The organism is Bacillus sp. P4_D3, assembly GCF_056401855.1.
On the sequence record NZ_JBFUIN010000059.1, the window covers coordinates 1 to 15340 of the forward strand.

A 15340-nucleotide genomic window follows, 5' to 3' on the forward strand; every position below is an offset into this window, starting at 1 on the left:
TTCAATTTTCAATTTCGAACTATGCAGTTCAAAATATTATCCGGTATTAGCCCCGGTTTCCCGGAGTTATCCCAGTCTTATGGGTAGGTTACCCACGTGTTACTCACCCGTCCGCCGCTAACTTCATAAGAGCAAGCTCTTAATCCATTCGCTCGACTTGCATGTATTAGGCACGCCGCCAGCGTTCATCCTGAGCCAGGATCAAACTCTCCAATAAAGTTAGTTTGTCTAGCATCTAAAAATAAAAATTGACGTTTCACGTTGTTTGTTTCGTTTAGTTTTCAAAGTTCAATGCCGCGTTTCAGCGACTTTTATAATTTAACATTTTGACTTGAATCTGTCAACAACTTTTTTCTTTCGTTCCTGACGACGCTTATTAATTTATCATATTACTAATCGATAAGTCAACGCTTTTTTAAAAAATGCCAAAATAAATTTATCTTGGCATTATATATAGCTTAATAATCACTAATGCAGCAACACCTGGCACCCCTAATAAACTTGATACTGTAGCTGTGCCCATGTTAATTGGAATATGAAAATCGAAATATGTCCCTGCAACATTCACAATAAATAGTAACGCTATACCTAAAGTGACATGAAAGAGTGCTTTCCCTATAAAACGTATTGGTTTAGCAGAAACACCAAAAACAAGAAAAAGAAAAATAAAAACCAAAGCAAGAATGCCAACAATAATAATTGTAGAATTCATTTTTTCCTCCTTATGAATGACCTATACATATCCATTTGTATGGGACAAGACAAGAAAAAAGAACATCTATAACATAACTCCTACCACTTCATCTTTATAACCTTTAATCAGTAATATTTCTTCTAAGCACTAGCAATTAGATACAACTAATTCCATTCCCACTTTTTCTTTCTCCTCTTTATATCCCCAAAATAAAGTAGCCCTGTTACTCACAAATAAATCGATAAAAAGCAAAAGGTCCCACTTTAAAAAGCAGGACCTTTTACCATTGTTCCATTTTCACAGGACGACGTTTTGCTTCTTTTAACAAGAAAAAACATTTCGCCTCTGCTATTTTTAAAGAACAAAGTACATCTTGAGACGGCTCAACACTTTGTTCAACCAGTCTCTTCTGACGTAGCCATTCATTCTTTACCTTTTCTAATAATACAATTAACTTATCGTCATACTCTTTACGCAACTTACCCTTTTTTTGAAAGAACATTTTCCCTTCTCCTCTTATATCTCTCTACGGCCTTCTAAAGCTTTCGATAGTGTTACTTCATCTGCATATTCTAAATCTCCACCAACTGGCAGACCATGTGCAATACGAGTTACTTTAATTCCTGTTGGCTTTAAGAGGCGGGATATGTACATTGCTGTAGCTTCCCCTTCAATATTAGGGTTTGTTGCTAATATCACTTCTTGTACTGTTTCATCTTGCAGTCTCTTTAATAACTGCGGGATATTAATATCCTCTGGTCCAATTCCCTCCATTGGAGAAATGGCACCACGCAAAACATGATATACACCTTGATATTCTTTCATTTTTTCCATCGCAATTACATCTTTCGGCTCTTGTACTACACAAACAACCGATTGATCCCTATGCGAATCGTCACAAATATAACAAGGATCGCGGTCAGTGATATGTCCGCACACAGAACAATACGCTAAATCTCGCTTTGCATTCACAAGTGCTTTCGCAAAACCTAGTACATCATCCTCTTTCATATCTAACACGAAGAATGCCAATCGAACCGCTGTTTTCGGTCCGATTCCTGGCAACTTCATAAAACTATCGATTAATTTTGATATCGGTTCTGGATAATGCATATATCAATATCCTCCTAGAACATTCCACCTGGTAAGTTCATGCCTTTTGTAAATTTGCCCATTGTAGAGTTTGAAAGTTCATCAACCTTTTTAAGTGCATCATTCGTTGCAGCTAATACTAAGTCTTGTAACATTTCGATATCTTCTGGATCTACAACTTCTTCTTTAATTTTCACTTCAAGAACTTGCTTATGACCATTTGCAATAACAGTAACCATTCCGCCGCCAGCTGTACCTTCAACTGTTTTTTCGCCAAGCTCTTCTTGCGCCTTCGCCATGTCTTTTTGCATCTTTTGCATTTGTTTCATCATATTATTCATATTTCCCATTCCGCCACGCATCATAATTAATTCCTCCTCATTATTATTACTCTTTTATTTCAATAAGTTCTTGCCCTACTAATTTTACAGCCTCTTCTATAAGAGGATCTTCTTTTTGTTCTGGGCTTTCTTCAGAATCCCCGCCTTCGCGTTGTAAAAAGTCTTCACGAATTTTACCCCATTCACTTTTTGGGATAGCAATCATATTTAACCTTTTACTTAACAATTCAAAAAGAGTTTGTTCCAATGTATCCATCGCTTCTCGATTTTCACTAGCCATTTTACAATGAATCTCATATTGAAATGCTAACACATAGGTATCATCCGAAGCCGCAACTGGTTCACTATTTTCTAATAAAACAGCAAATGCTACTTTGTTATGTGACTTGAGCCTTCCTAATAATTCGCCCCATACAGCTTTTAACTGTTCTAAATCTTGACGCTTCGCTTGCTTTAACACTTCATTCACACGTCCAACAGGAATTTTCATACTTCCTGTTCGTACTGGTTTTGGTGTTGCCCGCGTCTCTCTTACTTCCTGCTGCACACCAGCTGGCACGCCATTCTTTTTAACTTGCTCTAACTCTTTCTCCAACTGCTGCATCCTGTTCATAATCGCTTGTAAACGATCTGCGCCGTTTGCTTGCATCATAAACTGCTGACACAGTTGCACCATAACAACTTCCAAGAATATTCTTGGATGGTTTGTCCACTTCATCTCCTGTTGTCCCTTACTAAGGGTATGAATAATTTCATAGATTACTTCCGGTTGCATTTCTTCACTTAACGTACGGAATTGATCATCTACAATTACCCGTTCCAACATATGTTCTAATTGTGGTGAAGTTTGATATAAAAGCATATCACGATAGTAGTAAATGAAATCCTCCATAAAGCGAACTGGATCTTTCCCTTTACTCATCATCTCATCTATAATACGTAACGCTCTTGATACATCATTTTCACGTATACATTCTACCAGGTCACCCAGATATCGCTGAGATACAGATCCTGTTACAGCTAAAACATCTTCACTCGTCACCGTCTCATCACTATAAGAAATAGCTTGATCAATAAGACTGAGGGCATCACGCATACCACCTTCGGCGGCACGCGCTACGATTTGTAACGCTTCATCTTCTACTTGCGTACCTTCATTTGTCACGACCGTCGATAATCTCTCAACGATATCATTTACTGATATCTTTCGAAACTCAAAACGCTGACAACGCGAAATAATTGTAGCTGGAATCTTATGCGGTTCTGTTGTCGCCAGAATAAAAATAACATGTCCTGGCGGCTCTTCTAAAGTTTTCAAAAGCGCATTAAAGGCACCCATAGAAAGCATGTGAACTTCATCAATAATGTATACTTTATATCCTACAGCACTTGGAGCATATTTTACTTTATCTCTTATATCTCGAATTTCATCTACACCGTTATTTGAAGCCGCATCAATTTCTAATACATCTGAAATAGACCCTTGTGTAATTCCTAAACAAGAAGGACATTCATTACAAGGTTCAGCTACCGGGGCGTGTTCACAGTTAATTGCCTTTGCAAATACTTTTGCAATTGTCGTTTTCCCTGTTCCCCTCGGACCCGAAAACAAATAAGCATGTGAAGCTTTCTCTTGAAGAAGGGCATTTTGCAACGTTTTTGTCACGTGCTTTTGACCGACTACATCTTCGAATTTTTGCGGTCTCCATGTTCGGTATAACGCTTGGTATGACACGAAAATACGGCCTCCCTCAAAGGTTATTATCTTATTTATTATAACTCATTCTGTTTATAGATTCCAAAAGTTATTTTCCATACAAAAAACTCACCTTTATATAAAGGTGAGTTTTGTATACATATATAACTGCCGTGCACCTTCTGTCGATTACGTACCATAAGCGTTACTCAAGCAGTTAGCTCGGTTCAGGCACTCCTGCGGCACACGAGAAAACCCGCTTATTGCTGCTTCCTTCCGGACCTGACAAGGTTCACGGGGTCCCGTTGCGCAGGACCCAAACGTCAACACCACTTACTTAAGGCAGACCTTACAGCAGCATAACCTCGAGAAGGGATTCAGCCTCGCTAGAGCGGATTGCGAGTATAGGGCACCGCTACCTCCCCGCTTAGCACGGCAAAGTTAAAACCAATATTCGGTTGCCTTGGATAAGGCATTATCAGTATAACTTGTTTTTTTACAAAATGCAAATACGTTAGTTACCATTACTTTTCTCTAGTTTTTTCACTTCTTTTCTTTTCTTACGAAGCTCCCTAAAAAAAATCGTTAACAACGTACCACATTCCTCTTCAAGTACACCAGGCACTACTTCACACTGATGATTAAAACGCTCATCAGTTAAAAGATTCATCAACGTACCTGCACATCCACCTTTCGGATCGCTCGCACCATATACAACCCGTTTTATACGCGATAAAACAATTCCCCCTGCACACATTGGGCAAGGTTCTAATGTTACATATAACGTTGCATCTTCTAAACGCCATGTCCCTAATTTTTTGCAAGCTTCATCAATAGCTAAGAGTTCGGCGTGAGCTATTGATCTCTGTTCAGTTTCTCTTAAGTTATGTGCGACACTAATCACTTCACCATCTAGCACAATTACAGCACCAATTGGTACCTCTTGTATCGCCTCCGCCTTCTTCGCTTCCTCTATTGCTAACTGCATAAAATATATATCTCGCTCCATAATATAGTCCTTTCACCAAAAATAAAATACACTTTTTCATTTCTTGCAGGTGGGATAACTTTTACAAATTCAATCCAACCTAAAGAAGAAAGAGAGGGAATTACATATGAAAAATACTGCCTTACTCATTATCGATATGATTAATGATTTTCAATTCTCCCACGGACCCATCCTGGCACAGAAATGTGAAATTATAAAGAACCCCATTTTACAATTAAAGGACACCATGAAATCATTGGGCTATCCAATAATTTATGTCAATGATCACTATCAACTTTGGAGATCTGATATTGATCAACTTATCACTCATTGTACAAATAAGTATAGTAAAAATATTATCGAGGCCATTGCTCCGCATACTGACGATTACATTTTTATTAAACCACATTATTCTGCTTTTTATGAAACACCTTTGAATTCTTTATTAGGTTATTTGAAAATCGAAAATCTCATTTTAACAGGAATTGCCGGGAACATATGCATCCTTTTTACAGCTAATGATGCCCATATGAGAAATTATACACTTTATGTACCACGGGATTGCATCGCTTCTAATAACGAGCAAGATAATGAACATGCTTTAAAAATAATGGAGGCCACATTAAAGGCAAATATTGTACCGTCATCCCAAATAGAATTTAATTAATACATATCTATTTTCTAACTTTTTATATCAAATTAGTCCGCTCGCTCCCCTCTTGTGCTACAATAATTCTGTTTTGTGTTTTTAGTAGTCACGGTAAATCACTGATTGAAAGGAGGAAACAGCGTGACCGGAGTACCATTTATCACGGTTGAAGGACCAATTGGTGTTGGAAAAACTTCACTTGCGAAGGAACTTTCAACTCACATGCAACTCCACTTACTAAAAGAGATTGTTGATGAAAATCCTTTTTTAGGAAAATTCTATGAAGACATCGACGAATGGAGTTTTCAAACAGAGATGTTCTTTCTTTGTAATAGATACAAACAACTAGAGGATATTAACATAAAGTATTTGAATCAAAGGAAGCCTGTAGTAGCAGATTATCATATATTTAAAAATTTAATTTTTGCATCCCGTACATTAAAAGATGCTCAATATGACAAGTACATGCAAATTTATCGCATTCTTACGCAAGATATGCCTGTACCAAATGTCATCGTTTATTTAACAGCGAGCCTAGAAACATTACAAAAACGAATTGCGATGCGCGGAAGAGAATTCGAAAAAAATATGGATCCAAATTACTTACTACAGCTTACAAAAGATTACGAAACAGCAATGGATGCTTTCAAAAAGGACCATCCAGATATTCCAGTATTGAAATTTAATGGAGACGATATGGATTTTGTAAGAAATCCTGATGATTTAAATGTCATCTTATCCGCTCTTCAAAATACTCTCTTGAAGGAGTCGAAATAACAATGAATTTAAGGCAAAAATATGATATACCAAATGATGCAGTTATCACTATTGCTGGAACAGTAGGTGTCGGTAAATCCACTATGACAACTGCATTAGCTAACGCTTTAGGTTATCGTACATCTTTTGAAAAAGTAGATTCCAACCCATATTTGGACAAGTTCTATGCTGATTTCACACGCTGGAGCTTTCACTTACAAGTGTACTTTTTAGCAGAACGATTTAAAGAACAAAAAAGAATTTTCGAATATGGTGGCGGTTTTGTTCAAGACCGTTCTATCTATGAGGACACTGGTATTTTCGCAAAGATGCATCACGAAAAAGGTACAATGACTGAAACTGATTATGAAACATACAAAGGTTTATTTGATGCTATGGTCATGACTCCTTACTTCCCTCATCCAGACTTATTAATTTACCTAGAAGGTTCGTTTGATGATATTGTCGATCGTATTCAAGAACGAGGACGTCCAATGGAGCAGCAAACACCAATCGAGTATTGGAAAGAGATGCATGGACGTTACGATAACTGGATTAATAACTTTAATTCATGCCCTATTTTACGATTAAACATTAATGAATACGATATTTTAAAAGATGGCGATTCAGTCGAACCAATCATTAAAAAAATTGGACATTTTTTAAAACAAACACGTAAACTTGTAAAATAAAAAACCCGTGCATATGCACGGGTTTTCCTATGAAATTACTTTTTCTTTTTCGTTGGAGCAATAATTTCACTCTCTGGCTTTCCAGCATTAATACGCTGACGAACAGTACTCGTACTAATATCATATGTTTCAGCAATCTCTTTAACGGTCATTTCTTTCCCGTTAATTACTGCTGTTAGTAATTTCCCTGTACGTTTTGGAGTTACTTCTTTTTGCACAGCTGGTTTTTCAGCTTCTTTTGGCACCTCTACTTTTTTTGCAACCTGTTTTACATCACAAGTGCAACCACAAAGCTTACGGAATGTATCATCACTTATAATGCGCGACACATTTGCACCACTGTTTAAAATTCTATTGTTCTTACAGACAGGACATTGTACATAATATAAAGTTTTTCCATCTAAAGGAAACGTTTGTATAATAAGATCCATGTTAACTCCTTTCATATCTATGAAGATAATCATCGGAATATGAGTGTGTAATAAGGACACTATATCCTTACATCATACTTTATGATTGGTTTTAAAATAAAAACTCGTTACGTGTTGGTAACGAGTTCTCCAATCTCCACTTATATGCGCTGTTGTCAATTATATCTGGAGGAGGTAGAGGGATTCGAACCCCCGCGCGACTCTCGCCGCCTGTCGGTTTTCAAGACCGATCCCTTCAGCCAGACTTGGGTATACCTCCATATTGACATCAAATATAATATCAAAAGAAAAACAGTTAGTCAACCCTACTATAATAAATTATGAGGAAAGGGAAATTTTACTTTCCCTCTCCTTTATGACATTGCTGACAACGTCCATAATTACCAATCACTCATACCGATGAATGTTTTAACTTATTTAATAACTGTTTTTCCTCCCATATAAGGGCGAAGAACTTCTGGAATTATAATTGTACCATCTTCTTGTTGATAGTTCTCTAAAATAGCTGCCACTGTACGTCCAATTGCAAGACCAGATCCATTTAGTGTATGAACATGTTCCGGTTTGCCATTTGGCTCACGACGGAAACGGATATTCGCGCGTCTCGCTTGGAATGCCTCAAAATTACTACAAGAAGAAATTTCACGATATGTACCATAGCTTGGAATCCATACTTCAATATCATATTTCTTCGCTGCTGTAAATCCTAAATCTCCTGTACACATGCTCATAACGCGATATGGCAACTCTAATAATTGTAACACGCGCTCTGCATCATTTGTTAATTTTTCTAACTCTTCGTAAGAATCTTCTGGTTTCACGAACTTCACAAGTTCAACTTTATTAAATTGGTGTTGGCGAATTAAACCACGTGTATCACGACCAGCTGAACCTGCTTCAGAACGGAAGCATGAGCTAAACGCAGCATATCGTATCGGCAATTGCTCTTTACTCACAATCTCATCACGATGCATATTCGTTACAGGTACTTCAGCTGTTGGGATTAGGAAATAATCTTCACTTTCAATACGGAATGCATCTTCTTCAAACTTCGGAAGTTGTCCTGTTCCTGTCATACTTGCACGGTTTACCATATAAGGAGGCAATACTTCCTCATATCCATGCTCATCAGTATGAAGGTCAAGCATAAAGCTAATCAAAGCACGTTCTAATCTTGCACCAGCACCTTTGTAAAATACAAATCGGCTTCCTGTTACTTTCCCAGCACGTTCAAAATCTAAAATCCCTAAATCAGTAGCAAGGTCCCAATGTGGTTTTGGCTCATAAGTAAATTCTTTCACTTCTCCCCAAGTACGTGCTACTACGTTATCATCCTCTGTTTCACCTATTGGAGCAGATTCATGAGGAATATTTGGGATAGATAGCATTAATCTTTCTAAATCTTCTTCAACTGTACGAAGCTCATTATCAAGATCTTTTACTTTTTCCCCAACTTCACGCATTTCTAGAATTAGAGCTTCCGCATCTTTCTTTTCACGCTTTAATACTGAAATTTGTTGAGATACTTCGTTACGCTTACTTTTTAGTTCTTCAGTTTGAACAAGTAGCTCTCTTCTTCTCGTATCAAGTTCTTCAAAGCGACCAAAATCCGTTAAATCTTCGCCTCTATGCTGTAATTTTGCTTTTACTTCTTCAAAATTTGTACGTAAAAATTTAATATCAAGCATTATATACTCCTCCTTTTATTTTATAAAACACAAAAAACTCCCGTCCCTATACAAAGGGACGGAAGTTAACCCGCGTTGCCACCCTAGTTGAAAGCATTACCGCTTTCCTCTCAAGTAGAAATAACGGCTCTTCACCGGGAATGCTTACTAATCAAAAGATATTCCACATTCCATTCCAGGATGGATTCACAAACTGTTTCTATCGATTTCCACCAACCATCGACTCTCTATAAGAAACAACATTTGTTACTACTTCCTATCAACACGCTTATTTTATAAAATTGTTACCATCAATTTACTATAATCTTATACAAGTTGCAAGTTACTTATACAACTTTTTTCATTTTCGCTTCTTTTACCATCTCTACAAAGTATGCTGTTACACGGTGATCATCCGTTAATTCTGGGTGGAAAGAAGCAGCTAAAAACTGACATTGTCTTACCGCTACCATTCGATCGCCATGTGTAGAAAGTACTTCAACATCATCAGCTACATTTACAACATACGGAGCACGGATAAATACACCAACAAAGTCTTCTCCCACACCCTTCATTGAAAGTGCAGCTTCAAAACTATCTTTTTGGCGTCCGAACGCATTGCGCTCAACCGTAATATCCATAGCACCAATATGTGCTTCTTCATAGCCAATAAGTGTTTTCGCAAGAAGAATCATTCCTGCACATGTACCAAACATTGGTTTACCAGACCTCGCAAATGTACGAAGAGGCTCCATGAAAGCATACTTATCAATAAGACGGCGCATTGTTGTACTTTCACCGCCTGGTAAAATAAGACCATCAATTTCTTCAAGTTGTTCTATACGCTTTACAACAACAGCTTCTGCACCACTTGCTTCAACTGATTTCACATGCTCACGAACAGCACCTTGAAGACCTAGCACACCGATTTTCACCATTTTAAAGATCTCCTTTAATTACCATCCACGCTCTTGCATGCGTTGTTCTGGTAATAACGTTGAAATTTCGACACCTTTCATTGCATTACCTAATCCTTTAGAAAGGCTTGCAATTAGTTCGTAATCTTCATAATGAGTCGTTGCTTCAACGATTGCACGTGCAAATTTCTCTGGGTTTTCTGATTTGAAGATACCAGATCCAACAAATACACCATCAGCACCAAGTTGCATCATTAACGCTGCATCTGCTGGTGTTGCTACACCACCTGCTGCAAAGTTTACAACTGGTAAACGACCAAGGCGTTTAATTTCAAGTAGTACTTCATAAGGAGCACCAGTATTTTTTGCATATGTCATTAACTCATCTTCACGTAGACTCGCAACTTGACGGATTTCTGCATTGACTTGGCGCATATGACGCACTGCCTCTACAATGTTTCCTGTTCCAGGCTCACCTTTTGTACGAAGCATAGATGCACCTTCTGCAATACGACGTGCAGCTTCTCCGATATCACGGCAACCACATACAAACGGAACTGTGTAATCACGTTTATTTAAATGGTATACTTCATCAGCAGGAGTTAATACTTCACTCTCATCGATATAGTCTACCCCTAATGATTCTAATACACGTGCTTCTACAAGGTGACCGATACGGCATTTTGCCATAACCGGAATTGACACAGCACCCATAACTTCTTCAACAATTGTTGGATCTGCCATACGAGAAACGCCACCTACTGCACGAATATCTGCAGGTACACGCTCTAATGCCATAACAGCAACTGCGCCTGCCTCTTCTGCAATCCTTGCTTGCTCAGCGTTAACTACGTCCATAATAACGCCGCCTTTTTGCATTTCTGCCATTCCACGTTTTACACGTTCTGTCCCTGTTACATTTGTCATGTACAAAAACCCCCCTAGGTGAATTGCTTTCCCCCGTTAAAGAAGAAAATTAAGAATAATCTTACATTCTACCACTAACTATCTGATGCTTGTCCACTACTTTTTCATAAAGTCGGTATGAAAAATAGGAATAAGAAAAAGCTCCTACAATGAGGAGCTTTTAAAACCAACCTTTTACTGTATCAACAGCACTATTCCACATACCACTAAAGAAAGAACCAATTCCGCGCATAGAACGTGTGAACCAGCCTGCCTCTTCTACTTCAGACTTTGTTACAAGGTCTACTTGTAATGATTTTCCTGATAAAAATCCAGGGTCATTACTATCTTTAGACGTTACAACCATTTGGCCAAGTGCAACTCCTTTTTTCATAGGTGCTTCTTGTCCCTTATTTCCTTCTTTAAATTCTGTTTTATAAAAGTCTTTACTTCCCTTTGGCACCGGAACTGAAACAGCTTGCTTCGTTTGAACTGCTACATCTTTATCTTTCGCATTTTCAACTCTTACTGTTTCTTTTCCTTTAACCGAAGAACCTTTTTCATACATTTTCTTCATTTCAAAGTTAGCAAAGCCATAATCATATAATTTCTTTGTCTCATCAAATCTTGCTGTATGAGATTTTGTTTTAATAACTACAGAAATGAAACGCATACCATTTCTTTCAATCGTACCAGTGAAACAATCTCCTGCTTCTGGAGTTGATCCTGTTTTCAGACCATCTACGCCTTCATATTCCTTAATTAACCCTTTTAACATCCAGTTCCAGTTAGGCATTTCGATCCGATCCGGAGTACCTTCACGGAATACTTTTTTTGAAATTTTTGCTRTRTCTAATRTTTTMGGGAAATCTTGAATAAGACGTTGTGCTAAAATTGCKAMATCTCTYGCAGACATTTTATTTTCTTCATCTGGAGTTGTCCCTTCAGGATGGTGTCCTTTTAAATCTTTGTTCGTTAAGCCCGTAGAATTTACAAACTTATAATTTTTTAATCCAAACTCTTTCGATTTATCATTCATCATTTTTACAAAGTCTACTTCTTTTCCAGCAACTGCTTCAGCTAACGCTATTGTTGCACCATTAGCAGAATAAATTGCCATTGCTTCGTATAGCTCTTTTACTGTATAAGACTCACCGTTTCGTAGAGGCACATTCGATAATGARCGATCTTGCGAAATSYTATAYGCATATTCRGAAAYYTTAACTTTTTGATCCCATTTWAGTTTCCCTTTCGCAACAGCCTCGTTCACTAGGTATTCACTCATCATTTTTGTCATACTAGCAATTGATAATAACTCATCTGCATTTTTTTGATATAAAATCTTCCCAGAATTCGCTTCTACTAAAATTGCCGCACCTGCTTCAATGTTTAAAGCGGCTCCTGTTTCTGCTGATGCATTGCTATATGGTACAAGCATGCTACAAGCTATTGTAAGCACTGTTACYAWYGCAATGAATCTYTTGCAAAACATACCTTTCACTTYTGYTACCYCCAATAWCTWTGTACTCACATAACCGTTATTCTAACATAATCAAAAAAAAATAGACAGAGATATCAAATCTCCGTCTATTTACATATAAGACATTATAATGAGTAGTTTGGAGCCTCTTTTGTAATCTGTACGTGATGAGGATGGCTTTCACGTAAACCAGCACCTGACATACGAATGAACTGCGCATTCTCACGTAAGAATTCTAAATTCTGTGCTCCGCAGTATCCCATACCTGCACGTAATCCACCAACTAATTGATGAACTGTATCTGCTAAAGGTCCTTTATATGGTACTCGTCCTTCAATACCTTCTGGAACAAGCTTTTTGTTTCCTTCTTGGAAGTAGCGATCTTTACTTCCTTTTTCCATTGCTCCAACAGAACCCATACCACGATATACTTTAAATTGACGGCCTTGGTAAATTTCAGTTTCTCCAGGGCTTTCAGCTACACCAGCGAACATACTACCTAGCATAACAACGTGTGCCCCTGCCGCTAAAGCTTTAACCATATCACCAGAGTACTTAACACCGCCATCTGCAATAACTGGAATACCATGTTTACGAGCTTCAGTTGCACAATCATAAACTGCTGTTAATTGTGGTACACCAACTCCAGCTACAACACGCGTTGTACAAATAGAACCTGGTCCAATACCAACTTTAACTACATTTGCACCAGCTTCAATTAATGCTTTCGTTGCTTCAGCTGTAGCAACATTTCCAGCAATAATATTCAGCGCTGGATATTTTGCGCGAACTTCTTTTACTTTTTCAATAACACCTTGAGAATGTCCATGAGCTGTATCAAGTACAATTGCATCTACACTCGCTTTTACTAATGCATCGATACGAAGCATTGCATCAGCTGTTACACCAACTGCTGCTCCAACCAATAAGCGTCCTTGCTTATCCTTTGCAGAGTTTGGAAATTCAATTACTTTTTCAATATCTTTTATTGTAATAAGCCCTTGTAATACACCGCTATTATCAACAAGAGGAAGCTTTTCAATTTTATACTTTTGTAGGATCTTTTCAGCTTCTCCTAGTGTAGTACCAACTGGGGCTGTAATTAACTGTTCTTTTGTCATTACGTCAGAAATTTTGATTGAGTAGTCTTGGATGAAGCGCATATCACGGTTTGTAATAATACCAACTAATTTTCGCTCATCTAAATTATTTACAACTGGTACACCTGAGATGCGGTATTTTCCCATAAGATGTTCCGCATCATATACTTGATGTTCTGGAGTTAAAAAGAATGGATCTGAAATAACGCCGCTTTCAGAGCGCTTTACTTTGTCAACTTGCTCTGCCTGATGCTCAATAGACATATTCTTATGGATGATTCCTAAACCGCCTTGACGAGCCATTGCAATAGCCATATCAGCTTCTGTTACTGTATCCATTCCTGCACTAATTAACGGGATGTTTAACTGTAAGCTTTCAGATAAAACTGTTTTAACACTTACTTCTCTTGGTAATATATCTGACTTTGCTGGTACAAGTAATACATCATCAAAAGTCAAACCTTCTTTAACAAATTTAGATTCCCACATAATTGTTCCCCCCATAATACCAGAAATTATTATTAGTAGCTTATCAATTGGTTAAAATACTGTCAAGAAAGTATGAATATGTTAGAATTTTTAGACAATAAAAGGAGCGTAATATATGCATCATACACCTTGTGCTTGGCAGCAATTAAGTTTCTTCTTTTCATCTCAAAACGTACAACATTATCTTGCCCGTTGTTATGAAAAATCCTCGATTCAGGATGCCGAAAAAAAAGGTTTTGAAAATTGTTATCCATTTATTTATTACTTAGAACACGGTAAAAATTATTATGAATTATATAAAACAGCGCCATTTTCCATTCAGCCAATGCTGTTATTTTATGGAATGGGACAACTTTTTAAAGCTTGTTTATTAACTATTAATCCCAACTATCCAGAATCAACAACTGTTTTAGCACATGGAGTGACAACCCGTAAACGAAAAAAACAAGGATATCAATTTTTAGAAGATGAGGTGAAAATACAGAAAAACGGACTATTTACTCACGCTGCAGAACAACTGTTTCACATGAAACACTTGGAAACAGAAAAGTTTAATATGTTAGAGTTAATGGGGAAAATCCCTGAGTTACAACATTTATTTCGCTATAGTCAAAAAGGAACAACATTATATAAAATCGATTCAACAAATAAAAATGAGCTCTCCTTTTCAGTCAACATACTAGATCGACTACATATGACTAAAGAGAGATTTTCTCGTTACATCGAAACAGCTTGTAAGCATTTATCAATACAACACGTACCTGAGAAAAATAATGAATTAAATGTGTTTTTTTCAGCACCTATTCAATCATGGAATCCTATGTATAGCACACCTTTATACTACGAGTATCTTGCTGATACTTATTATTTACCACTTACGAACGACCCTAGAAACTCTAAGCCAGTGTTGCCTGAGCTCCTTGTTCATTATTTATTGCTCTATAATTTAAGTATGATTTCGAGGTATGAAACAGATTGGTGGTATGACTTACTTGGAAGCTATGGATCTGAAGATTATCCATTTATTTATCAGTTTCTCAATATTTCTGCTCAAAAAATCCCTTACTATATTTCAGCATTTTTACTACAGGAATCCAACCTATTTCATGGGAAATAAAAAAACACAAGTCAAAAGACTTGTGTTTTTATCTTGCTTGGCGACGTCCTACTCTCACAGGGACAAGGTCCCAACTACCATCGGCGCTAGAGAGCTTAACTTCCGTGTTCGGTATGGGAACGGGTGTGACCTCTCTGCCATCATCACCAAACTATTGAAGGTRTATTCCTTCAAAACTAGATAACATTTGCTTCATATTATATGGTTAAGTCCTCGATCTATTAGTATTCGTCAGCTCCACATGTCACCATGCTTCCACCTCGAACCTATCAACCTGATCATCTTTCAGGGATCTTACTAGCTTACGCTATGGGAAATCTCATCT

General features: G+C 37.4%; 16 protein-coding genes, 1 tRNA gene, 3 rRNA genes, 1 other RNA gene and 1 other annotated feature. Of the genes, 4 read left to right on the plus strand and 17 right to left on the minus strand.

The genetic code is table 11. The features are described 5' to 3' along the window. From AC1DTM_RS10360 to tadA, 8 genes are all read right to left on the minus strand, one after another. A 16S ribosomal RNA gene (locus AC1DTM_RS10360) occupies positions 1-217 on the minus strand; the annotation flags it as partial. A 219-nt stretch (positions 218-436) separates the two neighbouring features. Beyond that, positions 437-712, minus strand: coding sequence for a pro-sigmaK processing inhibitor BofA family protein (locus AC1DTM_RS10365; RefSeq protein ID WP_477000210.1), 276 nt, complete (start codon positions 710-712; stop codon positions 437-439). Positions 713-974: 262 nt separating this feature from the next. Beyond that, positions 975-1196 carry a YaaL family protein gene (locus AC1DTM_RS10370; RefSeq protein ID WP_477000211.1) on the minus strand — a complete coding sequence of 74 codons (222 nt, stop codon included), beginning with the start codon at positions 1194-1196 and terminating at the stop codon, positions 975-977. A gap of 14 nt (positions 1197-1210) precedes the next feature. Then, complete coding sequence (recR, locus tag AC1DTM_RS10375; RefSeq protein ID WP_002009629.1) at positions 1211-1807, minus strand: recombination protein RecR; 597 nt, start codon at positions 1805-1807, stop codon at positions 1211-1213. Positions 1808-1821: 14 nt separating this feature from the next. Continuing rightward, the gene (locus tag AC1DTM_RS10380; protein WP_170935248.1) at positions 1822-2148 is read right to left on the minus strand and encodes a YbaB/EbfC family nucleoid-associated protein; all 327 of its coding nucleotides are present in this window, start codon (positions 2146-2148) and stop codon (positions 1822-1824) included. A 25-nt stretch (positions 2149-2173) separates the two neighbouring features. Continuing rightward, positions 2174-3862: a DNA polymerase III subunit gamma/tau gene (gene dnaX / locus AC1DTM_RS10385; RefSeq protein ID WP_002029302.1), complete on the minus strand. Its 1689-nt coding sequence runs from the start codon at positions 3860-3862 to the stop codon at positions 2174-2176. Positions 3863-3994: 132 nt separating this feature from the next. Then, positions 3995-4259: signal recognition particle sRNA large type (gene ffs / locus AC1DTM_RS10390), an RNA gene on the minus strand. A 78-nt stretch (positions 4260-4337) separates the two neighbouring features. Continuing rightward, entirely contained in the window at positions 4338-4832 is a 495-nt protein-coding gene (gene tadA, locus AC1DTM_RS10395; protein ID WP_002029304.1) for a tRNA adenosine(34) deaminase TadA, read from the minus strand. 106 nt (positions 4833-4938) lie between these two features. Here tadA and AC1DTM_RS10400 point away from each other — a divergent pair, with 106 nt between their 5' ends. The 3 genes from AC1DTM_RS10400 (at position 4939) to AC1DTM_RS10410 (ending at position 6908) form a co-directional block, all read left to right on the plus strand. Then, positions 4939-5478: a cysteine hydrolase family protein gene (locus AC1DTM_RS10400; RefSeq protein WP_016106809.1), complete on the plus strand. Its 540-nt coding sequence runs from the start codon at positions 4939-4941 to the stop codon at positions 5476-5478. Positions 5479-5601: 123 nt separating this feature from the next. Next, on the plus strand, positions 5602-6237 hold the full coding sequence (locus AC1DTM_RS10405) for a deoxynucleoside kinase (RefSeq protein ID WP_002159650.1): 636 nt from the start codon (positions 5602-5604) through the stop codon (positions 6235-6237). A gap of 2 nt (positions 6238-6239) precedes the next feature. Continuing rightward, on the plus strand, positions 6240-6908 hold the full coding sequence (locus AC1DTM_RS10410; RefSeq protein WP_016106808.1) for a deoxynucleoside kinase: 669 nt from the start codon (positions 6240-6242) through the stop codon (positions 6906-6908). A gap of 35 nt (positions 6909-6943) precedes the next feature. Here AC1DTM_RS10410 and AC1DTM_RS10415 read toward each other — a convergent pair whose 3' ends face one another. The 7 genes from AC1DTM_RS10415 to guaB all read right to left on the minus strand — a co-directional run bounded on the left by AC1DTM_RS10415 (position 6944) and on the right by guaB (position 13898). After that, positions 6944-7339 (minus strand): sigma factor-like helix-turn-helix DNA-binding protein, encoded by a 396-nt coding sequence (locus AC1DTM_RS10415; protein ID WP_002107271.1) that lies wholly within the window; start codon positions 7337-7339, stop codon positions 6944-6946. 166 nt (positions 7340-7505) lie between these two features. After that, positions 7506-7598, minus strand: a tRNA-Ser gene (locus AC1DTM_RS10420). Between the two features lie 154 nt (positions 7599-7752). Beyond that, positions 7753-9027 (minus strand): serine--tRNA ligase, encoded by a 1275-nt coding sequence (serS, locus tag AC1DTM_RS10425; RefSeq protein WP_002009617.1) that lies wholly within the window; start codon positions 9025-9027, stop codon positions 7753-7755. Positions 9028-9078: 51 nt separating this feature from the next. Continuing rightward, positions 9079-9299: a binding site (T-box leader), on the minus strand. Between the two features lie 54 nt (positions 9300-9353). Further along, positions 9354-9944: a pyridoxal 5'-phosphate synthase glutaminase subunit PdxT gene (gene pdxT / locus AC1DTM_RS10430; RefSeq protein WP_016106807.1), complete on the minus strand. Its 591-nt coding sequence runs from the start codon at positions 9942-9944 to the stop codon at positions 9354-9356. Positions 9945-9962: 18 nt separating this feature from the next. Next, positions 9963-10850: a pyridoxal 5'-phosphate synthase lyase subunit PdxS gene (gene pdxS / locus AC1DTM_RS10435; protein WP_002151929.1), complete on the minus strand. Its 888-nt coding sequence runs from the start codon at positions 10848-10850 to the stop codon at positions 9963-9965. Positions 10851-11010: 160 nt separating this feature from the next. Beyond that, the gene (locus AC1DTM_RS10440; protein ID WP_477000212.1) at positions 11011-12321 is read right to left on the minus strand and encodes a D-alanyl-D-alanine carboxypeptidase family protein; all 1311 of its coding nucleotides are present in this window, start codon (positions 12319-12321) and stop codon (positions 11011-11013) included. A 113-nt stretch (positions 12322-12434) separates the two neighbouring features. Next, positions 12435-13898 carry an IMP dehydrogenase gene (gene guaB / locus AC1DTM_RS10445; protein ID WP_002159656.1) on the minus strand — a complete coding sequence of 488 codons (1464 nt, stop codon included), beginning with the start codon at positions 13896-13898 and terminating at the stop codon, positions 12435-12437. A gap of 115 nt (positions 13899-14013) precedes the next feature. On the opposite strand from guaB, the gene AC1DTM_RS10450 reads away from it, so the two are divergent. Continuing rightward, positions 14014-15015 carry a YaaC family protein gene (locus AC1DTM_RS10450; RefSeq protein WP_016106805.1) on the plus strand — a complete coding sequence of 334 codons (1002 nt, stop codon included), beginning with the start codon at positions 14014-14016 and terminating at the stop codon, positions 15013-15015. Between the two features lie 35 nt (positions 15016-15050). Here the strand turns inward: AC1DTM_RS10450 and rrf are convergent. Together rrf and AC1DTM_RS10460 are read right to left on the minus strand one after the other, a co-directional pair. After that, positions 15051-15166 (minus strand): 5S ribosomal RNA (gene rrf, locus AC1DTM_RS10455). 50 nt (positions 15167-15216) lie between these two features. Further along, positions 15217-15340: ribosomal RNA gene (locus AC1DTM_RS10460) — 23S ribosomal RNA — on the minus strand; the annotation flags it as partial.

Excerpts from the sequence above, each read along its gene's own strand:
- AC1DTM_RS10365 (WP_477000210.1), bottom strand. The coding sequence starts at position 712 with ATGAATTCTACAATTATTATTGTTGGCATTCTTGCTTTGGTTTTTATT.
- AC1DTM_RS10370 (WP_477000211.1), bottom strand. The coding sequence starts at position 1,196 with ATGTTCTTTCAAAAAAAGGGTAAGTTGCGTAAAGAGTATGACGATAAG.
- recR (WP_002009629.1), bottom strand. The coding sequence starts at position 1,807 with ATGCATTATCCAGAACCGATATCAAAATTAATCGATAGTTTTATGAAG.
- AC1DTM_RS10380 (WP_170935248.1), bottom strand. The coding sequence starts at position 2,148 with ATGCGTGGCGGAATGGGAAATATGAATAATATGATGAAACAAATGCAA.
- tadA (WP_002029304.1), bottom strand. The coding sequence starts at position 4,832 with ATGGAGCGAGATATATATTTTATGCAGTTAGCAATAGAGGAAGCGAAG.
- AC1DTM_RS10400 (WP_016106809.1), top strand. The coding sequence starts at position 4,939 with ATGAAAAATACTGCCTTACTCATTATCGATATGATTAATGATTTTCAA.
- AC1DTM_RS10410 (WP_016106808.1), top strand. The coding sequence starts at position 6,240 with ATGAATTTAAGGCAAAAATATGATATACCAAATGATGCAGTTATCACT.
- AC1DTM_RS10415 (WP_002107271.1), bottom strand. The coding sequence starts at position 7,339 with ATGGATCTTATTATACAAACGTTTCCTTTAGATGGAAAAACTTTATAT.
- serS (WP_002009617.1), bottom strand. The coding sequence starts at position 9,027 with ATGCTTGATATTAAATTTTTACGTACAAATTTTGAAGAAGTAAAAGCA.
- pdxT (WP_016106807.1), bottom strand. The coding sequence starts at position 9,944 with ATGGTGAAAATCGGTGTGCTAGGTCTTCAAGGTGCTGTTCGTGAGCAT.
- pdxS (WP_002151929.1), bottom strand. The coding sequence starts at position 10,850 with ATGACAAATGTAACAGGGACAGAACGTGTAAAACGTGGAATGGCAGAA.
- guaB (WP_002159656.1), bottom strand. The coding sequence starts at position 13,898 with ATGTGGGAATCTAAATTTGTTAAAGAAGGTTTGACTTTTGATGATGTA.
- AC1DTM_RS10450 (WP_016106805.1), top strand. The coding sequence starts at position 14,014 with ATGCATCATACACCTTGTGCTTGGCAGCAATTAAGTTTCTTCTTTTCA.